This is a genomic window from Methylobacterium sp. Leaf100 (assembly GCF_001422845.1).
Taxonomy (GTDB): Bacteria; Pseudomonadota; Alphaproteobacteria; order Rhizobiales; family Beijerinckiaceae; genus Methylobacterium.
This window is the reverse complement of the sequence record NZ_LMMW01000042.1, coordinates 1-7,253: the sequence shown is the minus strand read 5'-3', so window position 1 is coordinate 7,253 and position 7,253 is coordinate 1. Positions and strand designations below refer to the sequence as shown.

Genomic DNA, 7,253 nt, shown 5'->3' with positions numbered 1-7,253 from the left:
CGAAAGCCAAAACCCTTCGTCTGGACCAAACCCGCCGCCGCTATCTTCGACGCCCTCAACCGAGCCCCTGAACCATCTGTCTGAGTCAGTGCACTAGCAGCAGCGTGATCGCGGTCGCGCTGGCGTGAGCCATCGGCCCCGCGGCGGTAGACGTGGATGGGAAGGCTGCTCAGGGTCCCGGCGATCGTTCGTACCGCTGCCACCACAGCCGGCACACGAAGCGCGCTTTCCGGTCCAACCGCCTCGCCGGACGCGGTAGCGGTCCCTGCACCGAAGAGCGACAGCATCTCGTCGCCGGGCACATCGAGCGTCCAGGCTTTTTCTTCGTGCTGTTCAGCCTTGCGGCGGGACTTCTTGGACATCTTCACCTGCTCGATGCGGCGAAGATCGCGGAATGTTGGACCAAGTCAAAGAAAAAGAGGGCACATAGCCCGCCTTTGATTGCCTGGAAGCTTCATGAAATCGCATACCTAAGCGCGCCGTTGCTTGCCTATCTGTTCCCTAGCCAATGCTTCAGCTTGTGACCGAGGCAGTCCCTCGTCATATTCGAGGACGCCGGCACGCTCGTCGAACGCGGCCTGCCAGTCGTTTTCGTTCCAGGCATCGTCATTTCCGTGGGGAACGGGGGGAACATGGGGAACGCGGTCGCTAAGCAATTGTGATTGCTCGTCATTATCTGTTTCCCAAGCTGTTCCCCAAGGAAGAGGGGGTTGGGGAACATGGGGAACAGCCTGCCCCTTGGGGGCAAAGGCGGCAAACCGCGCGAAGGTCGCCATACCGCGGCTCAAAACTGCGTACCGGCGGCAGTCGCCGGTTGGCGCTCATCGTCGCCCAGGATGCCGGCCGTGATGACGTAGCACCGCACGGGATTGTCGAAGCCGGGCAGTCTGACCTTCACCTGCGGCTTGCCGTCCGATCCGGTCGAGAGATGGCCGCGCCCCGCCAGGATCTTACCCACCATCGTTGCATCGAGACCGACGCATACCTCCGTCCGCCAAGCTTCGGGCAACACGAGATACTCGATACCACCGCCTTCCGAGCGTCGCCGGAAGCCGACGCGATTGAGGATGCGCTGGTCGATGGATTCGCCGATGCCATTACGGGGCAGCAGATCACCCATGGCCTCGAACCGCGAAGTGCCATGCATCTCGATGAAGCGCCGGACGGCCGCGATTGCGTCGCTCTCCTCAGCGGGCTCGACGCCGCCACGTGCGGCGAGCCAATCCCCGAAGCACCGTGCTGCCGCTCGTGTCGCCTCATGCTCCGGCCAGGGCAGCACGCCTGCCGCCCGCGCCATCTCACCGCCGGCCGCCACCAGTCCGAAGCGTGCGGCAACTCGGCTCACCTGCCCATCCGCCCCCTTTGGGCAGTGCTCGGCGATGAACTCGTCGACATGGGCCTTCACGGCCGGCGCGATGGCGTCGAAGTTGTCGACGAGGGACTGAAGAAAGCGGCGGGTCGGATAGCCGTAGTGCTCGCTCGCGGCCATCTTTAGATGGCGTGCGAAGGCGTCCGCCGATTCGAATCCGTGCAGGTTCTCGAACATGCCGAGCCCCGCACCGGCATCGGCCGCGATGTCAACGATGCGTACCTGCTGCCCGGCGGCGACCCGGCGTCCACGTCCGTCCTCGGCGATCTTGTCCGCGAGGCTCAGCTCGCCGCTCGACAGGAACAGGAGGCGCCACTCGGCCGGCGGCCGCGCCTCGCCAGTGCGGCTCGCCCGCGTTTTGCCCACACCGTTCGCCAGCATGTAGGCGATGGCGCCGGCCTCTCGCCCGTCGACCTGTCCCATCTCGTCGAGGCAGAGCAAGCAGTCGCAGTGCATGGCCGCAACGCCCTCCAATCCGTTCGAGATCGCGCGCCAGGTCCGTACGTAACCGCGGATGCCGCCACCGCCCCAGGCCGAACCTGCGACGTGCAGAGCCGTGGTTTTCCCCGTGGAGGATCCCCCCGGAAGTGGAAGCCGCCGCTCTCCGATCCGGTAGGGTAGAGCAGCGGTGCAGCGAACGCAGTCGAGATCGCCAGCACCAGCCGAGAGTTGCCGATCGCATACCGACCGATGTGCTCCTGCCAGCTCTCCAGGCTGCCGGCCTCGCGCAGCGCGTGATCCACTGCGCCGTTCGTCTGCAGAATGATCCGCTCACCCATTGCCGTGCTCTACCGTCTGGTTGCTGAGGGCGAAGGCGCGCAGATGCCAGCCGACCCGGCCGACGCATCGGGCCTTGGTGTCGGGGCGAGCCGTCGAAATGTATTCGTGGAGGGCATCGCGGGCGAACTTACCCGGGGCCATGACGAGACCGAGCGAGAGCAGCCGCTCGCGGTAGGACGTACCGTCGCCGGCAAGCATCGCCATGGGCATGCCCCAGTCCTTCACGCGCCCGTCGCGATCCGTGACCGTTAGAAGGCGACCCCATTCTTCTCCCTCAGCGCTGCGAGTGTCAGCCTTCACCTCAAGGGCGGAACAGAACCACTTCCACTCCACCGTGATGATGCCGGTCTCGCGGTCGGCTCGCTCGACGCGCTTCTCAACGCCGTTCCACCCGATCCGGAACGGCCAGACGTAGCCTTCGCCTGCGTCGCCCTCCCCCTCGGCAGCTCGATCCTCGGCGCTCGGGTAGGGTGTGACATCGAGCAATCCGGCTGCGGTCTCCGCTGTCCAGCCATCAGCGACAGCATCGGCGATGTCCCAGCCATCCGGCATCGCATCGCCGCGTGCGATGCGCTCGCCGTCGACCCATCGCCACAGCCCGAGGATCTCGGGAGCTAGCCGGAGTACCTCGCTGGCGCCGGCAGCCCGCACCAGCTCCGCGACCTTGTCACCGAAATCCCGGCCGGGATGAAGCGGGCGGCCCTTGTCGTTCGTCCGGCCGGGCTCGTCGTGATCGGGAACGATGATGACGGTGCGGCCCGCGCAGGGTCCGAAGTCGGTCAGCTGCGGGGACTTGGCGCCATGGGCCGGCGTCGTCACGACTATCTCGGGAAACAGCAGCGCCGCCGCGTCGCGGGTCTTCTCACCCTCGACGACCATGACCGTCGCGTCCTGGCGTTGGTCGATCTCCGGCAGCCCATACAGTGGGCGCGGCGATGGGATGCCCTTGGAGCGCCAGCCCGTCCGGCCATTGCCGAGGTCGCAGAAAGTGACGGGCAGAATCTCCTTCGCCGCCTTACCGTCCGCGTCGATGAAATCCCACCGGCACACGTAGCCTACGAGTTGACCGTCGCCATCGTGATAGGCCCAGGAACGCGTCGGCGCCCCGAGTTTGGGGTGCTTGAACGTCATAGGTGGCGCACTCGATGGCACCGGCACGATCGGCGTCTTGGTCGAGGATCTGCGGGCCGGCGCCTCGACGACGGCGGCCTCTTCCTCGGACAGCGGAGCGAACATGCCGGCGGATTCCATCAACGCACTCCGAGCATGTCGGCAAGACTGCGGGCGGCCTCGGCCTGGCCGGTGCCCGCGAGGAAGGCGGCGAGGCTCACCACGTCCCCGCCGCGGTCTCCCGTCGCGAAGTCGGCCCATCGCCCAGTCGCCATGTTGACGCTGAAACTGCCCGCCTTGCGATCGGCGCGACGTGGGTTCCGGGCGATCCACTCGCCTCCAGCACGGCGACCGTCCGGCAGCCAGCGTGAGAGCAGGGACGGCAGCGCCGACAGGGCCGCCGCATTCACTTTGGCGAAGTCGATCATGCCGATCGCCCCCGCGTTCCAGCTGTCTGAGTACGGCGGGTGCGGGATCCGGCGATGGCGTTCAGCCGGCGGCGCGCGTAGCTGTCTGTGTCCTCCCAGGCATCCGGGAATAGCCCGCATTCGGCACGCATCGTGGTCGTCACGGCGCTGTGGAGGCAGACGACGGTGATGAACCCGGAGACGTTGGTCAGCCCTAGCGTGCGAAGGTCGCCGAATGTGGTCGGGCGTACCCGGTAAGCCCTCCGGCTAGCGTCGAGCGCCCATGCGAAGTCGTTCGGGCTGAGGTTGCGCGAGATCATGCTGCCCCTCCTGCCCGCAGGAAGGCGCGGGCGTCGCTACGCTGACCGAACAGGCTGAAGCCGATGAAGGCGCCGTCATCGTTGAAGAGGGCGACCATCGTTCTTGTCAGGACCGGCGGCTTGTGGTTTGAGATCCGGGTGAGAGGTTTCGTGGCCTGCTCGCTTTTGCTGCCGTTCCGGGCCTTCACCCCCGGAGCGGCAGTCTGCTTTTGGGGGTCGGACGGCACGCAGCCGCCGCCCTGCGCTGAGATGCGCATGGTGATGTTCTCCATTTCGCTTTGACGGATTTGGGCGGGACTATGCCGGCTGGCTGCTGTTCCGAACGGGGGTTGCCAGCTTCTCGGCAACCCAAGCGTCGAGGCCGGTGGTCGGGTAGAGTGGGGTGCGGTTCACCTTTTGGTATTCGGGTCCGCCGCCGACCGTGACCCACTTCGCCAGGGTCGTCGGCGCCACCTCGATCCCGTGCACCAGCTTCAGGTACTCAGCCGCCTCCCAGCGACGGAGGCGGGGCTTGCAGAGGTGCGACGGGAGGCAAAGCTCCGCCGGTCGCCCCGAGAGGGGTTCTGAAATCTCGCTCACAAAGTGCTCCAGTTAGTTGTTAAGACGGTCCGCAATCATTCCGATGGTCGTTCCAGTGATCTCTCGCCACTGGGTTAGATCAGAATAGGCGATACCTAGCTGCCTGTTTTTCTCCTCAAGGGCGGCAAGAAGCTTTGTAGTGTCCTCTTCGTCCGGACTTGGAACAACGTAGCGTACGGACCTGTGAAACTCTGGATGTCCGTAGCCTAAGCATTCGAGATCAGCGATTGCAAAGGGACTTTGCAGTCTGATCCGGACCGCTGGAGGTATAGGCATGCGACGCCCATGTTTTTTTTCGCATGCATCAGACCACAGCTGACAATAGCTGCCGCTCTGGAAAGACAGGATCAGTGCTTCCAAAGCATCGTTGAACGAATGCTGCGGCGAAAGTGCCGCCAGTTCCGGAATGACGAAACCGGTCCAATCGACGTACTCCGGTCCCCCATCGTTCATTGGGAGGGTCATCGCGTACTTGTTCACGCTTGCGGCCGAGTCCACGACTAGGTCGCTGCCGAGAACAGCCACCAGCTCATGAGCTGCATCACGCGCTGTGACATGGGCAGCACCCCGCCCACGCCCTTTCATCGCACGAAGACCTGCAGCGGCGAGGACACGATCATGCTGAGTGATCGTGGCGGCCGGCTTGCCCAGTGCCTCGGCGATCGTCTCAACAAGCTGTCCTGGCGTCGCCATGCCTACGCTCTCCGTGTCTTCATTTGCGTATCGCGGAAATGAAGCGGGAGCAAACGATCATTTCCGTTCAGCGCGTATGAAAGAAGGAAAGGCTCTCCCGGGCGAGACGTGCTGCTGGGGCGAGTTTCACGGGAAGGTCGCGAAACTGCCGCCCGCGCGAGATCGCGCGAACGGCCGGGCCAGGGTGTCAGCGGACGAGGACCACGCGGCCGGCGTCGATCTCGGCCTGAAGCCTATCCAGGCACTCGCCAGCGCGGGCGTGATGCTCCTGCGAGAGCAGCCACAGACGACGCCCGGTCTCGGCGTGATGCTGCGCCTGCCAGAGCAGCCAGCGCGAGCGGAGGAAGGTGATGAGGGGCATCAGGCGGCCTTCTCACCAAAGCCGGCATAGTAGGTTCGGCTCAAATTGATTGCGAGATCGCTAATGTGGTTGAGGGCGTATTCGAGGCTCTCGGATTGTTCCTCGGTCATAACGACGATGCGGTACCCCTTCATGGGACCGGCTTGCCGCTTGATGTGGTCTACCAGCGCCCCGCCGCCCTGGATCACGGTGTCCTCGACAGTCATTCCCATCAAGAGGGCCATGCTTCGGAGATTGCAGATCGCGCCCTCCATATCGCGGTAGGCCGCGGCAAGCTCGCGGTCGTTGGGACGGGCGGGTACGGGTGTGGTATCGGTGTGGTCAGCCATGAACAGCACTCCAGTGCGGTTGGTGGTTAGACCAGCGAGGCAGCCTCTAACTGCCTCGCTGGTTGATATGTCTTAGCCGCAAACTATTTCGCGAACCCTGCGTAAATCTTCAATAGCTGTGCTATTCGCCAGTTCGCGGATTTTGCTGTCGTTCGCTTCGCCAACTTCATAAACCGCGTCAATAAGCTCTGATATGCTAGTTCCTTTTTTATAAAGGCGAACCATTGACCACTGATTTTGGGGGAGATCCTGAGGTAAATGTCCTACGCCCCGATGTGCAAGAGCGCCGCTTATATTATTAATTACATTAACTCCAAGTTTTCCAGCGCCATGCGCATCGCGTAAGCTTGCCATGGGGCAGGTGATGATATTTCCGTTCTCAAGCAGAAGCCTGTCCATTTCGGCATATGTATTAAAATCCATGGATTTGTCCTTCGTGGGCGGGATTGCCCGTCGCCCATGAATATGCCGCATAATAAATTCAAATCAAGATTTATTATTGGGTCTATGATGTCGTCAGGTGCGACACTTTAGCATCGGCATCAATCGCAGACGCAAGCTGCAGCACGATCCGCCCCGCGTATCGGTAGCTCGACGAAGCTGCGTGATAGCAGAGGGGTCAGAAAACTCGAGCAAGCCCCCGCAACTTGACGGAACCCCGCAGACACGCTTTGATTGAGTACGAAGCGTGAACCTCATGACACGCCAAGATAACCAGGAGATGGCCTCGTGGCGCAATTCCTCGTATCGTATGGCATAGAGTCGTCTAGTTATAACCCGCATCAGAAAGTTCTAGAACAAGCAAGCAATTTTGGCTGGTTCAAGCTAATCAAAGACTATAAAGAGCAGTACAACATTCTTCCTAATACGACATTTATTGGATGGTTTGATGATTTGCCTTCCACATTGCAGTCATTTTTGGATTTAATTGAGCGTTCTCGCACCGAATGTCACGGCCTTTTAGTGCTAGAAAGTTATGTAGTAAGTGAAATGGGAGCACATATTTTCTGCAAGCTTAAATAGTGGCGCACTAATGACATTCCTCATTTGATTAAAAAATAGACCCATGTTCAGCAATGTAATTGCGCCGAGGAACTAATGAATAGTGCAAAACTTGCTATCGAAAACCTTGACGAGATAGCTCGATCTGCGAGCCGTGATCTTCCCTTATCTGAGCGATGTGGGCTTTATGCGGTCGCGAAGATCCTAGTGCACTGACGCGAGCGGATGATTCACGGGGGGCGTGATGCGTGCGAGTTTGGGCGATGGCTCAGACCGTTTGCATTCTTCTCGATGACGCGGCCA

The 7,253-nt window shown here is 61.8% G+C and carries 10 protein-coding genes and 2 pseudogenes; 1 reads left to right on the top strand and 11 read right to left on the bottom strand.

The annotated features are described in order from the left end of the window. The 11 genes and pseudogenes from ASF25_RS22925 to ASF25_RS22900 form a co-directional block, all read right to left on the bottom strand. A pseudogene (locus ASF25_RS22925) lies at positions 1 to 362 on the bottom strand (phage portal protein); the annotation flags it as partial. 108 nt (positions 363 to 470) lie between these two features. Next, entirely contained in the window at positions 471 to 776 is a 306-nt protein-coding gene (locus ASF25_RS22920) for a hypothetical protein (RefSeq protein WP_156369033.1), read from the bottom strand. A gap of 8 nt (positions 777 to 784) precedes the next feature. Continuing rightward, a pseudogene (locus ASF25_RS23725) lies at positions 785 to 2,148 on the bottom strand (DUF927 domain-containing protein). Then, positions 2,141 to 3,400, bottom strand: coding sequence for a DUF927 domain-containing protein (locus ASF25_RS23910; protein ID WP_056305844.1), 1,260 nt, complete (start codon positions 3,398 to 3,400; stop codon positions 2,141 to 2,143). The pseudogene ASF25_RS23725 and the gene ASF25_RS23910 overlap by 8 nt, the downstream one beginning before the upstream one ends. Then, complete coding sequence (locus ASF25_RS15990; protein ID WP_056305843.1) at positions 3,400 to 3,687, bottom strand: hypothetical protein; 288 nt, start codon at positions 3,685 to 3,687, stop codon at positions 3,400 to 3,402. Before ASF25_RS15990 ends, ASF25_RS23910 begins: the two co-directional genes overlap by 1 nt. Continuing rightward, complete coding sequence (locus ASF25_RS15985) at positions 3,684 to 3,986, bottom strand: hypothetical protein (protein WP_056305841.1); 303 nt, start codon at positions 3,984 to 3,986, stop codon at positions 3,684 to 3,686. The genes ASF25_RS15990 and ASF25_RS15985 overlap by 4 nt, the downstream gene beginning before the upstream one ends. Beyond that, positions 3,983 to 4,258, bottom strand: coding sequence for a hypothetical protein (locus ASF25_RS22915; protein WP_156369031.1), 276 nt, complete (start codon positions 4,256 to 4,258; stop codon positions 3,983 to 3,985). Before ASF25_RS22915 ends, ASF25_RS15985 begins: the two co-directional genes overlap by 4 nt. Positions 4,259 to 4,577: 319 nt before the next feature. Beyond that, positions 4,578 to 5,258 carry a hypothetical protein gene (locus tag ASF25_RS22910; protein WP_156369030.1) on the bottom strand — a complete coding sequence of 227 codons (681 nt, stop codon included), beginning with the start codon at positions 5,256 to 5,258 and terminating at the stop codon, positions 4,578 to 4,580. A 187-nt stretch (positions 5,259 to 5,445) separates the two neighbouring features. Further along, entirely contained in the window at positions 5,446 to 5,619 is a 174-nt protein-coding gene (locus tag ASF25_RS22905; protein WP_156369029.1) for a hypothetical protein, read from the bottom strand. Further along, positions 5,619 to 5,948 carry a hypothetical protein gene (locus ASF25_RS15970; protein WP_056305836.1) on the bottom strand — a complete coding sequence of 110 codons (330 nt, stop codon included), beginning with the start codon at positions 5,946 to 5,948 and terminating at the stop codon, positions 5,619 to 5,621. Before ASF25_RS15970 ends, ASF25_RS22905 begins: the two co-directional genes overlap by 1 nt. Positions 5,949 to 6,020: 72 nt before the next feature. Then, positions 6,021 to 6,371 (bottom strand): hypothetical protein, encoded by a 351-nt coding sequence (locus ASF25_RS22900; RefSeq protein ID WP_156369028.1) that lies wholly within the window; start codon positions 6,369 to 6,371, stop codon positions 6,021 to 6,023. Between the two features lie 306 nt (positions 6,372 to 6,677). Between ASF25_RS22900 and ASF25_RS22895 the strand changes: the two genes are divergently transcribed. Next, positions 6,678 to 6,971, top strand: a complete 294-nt coding sequence (locus tag ASF25_RS22895) for a hypothetical protein (RefSeq protein WP_156369027.1) — start codon at positions 6,678 to 6,680, stop codon at positions 6,969 to 6,971. Positions 6,972 to 7,253: the final 282 nt, after the last annotated feature.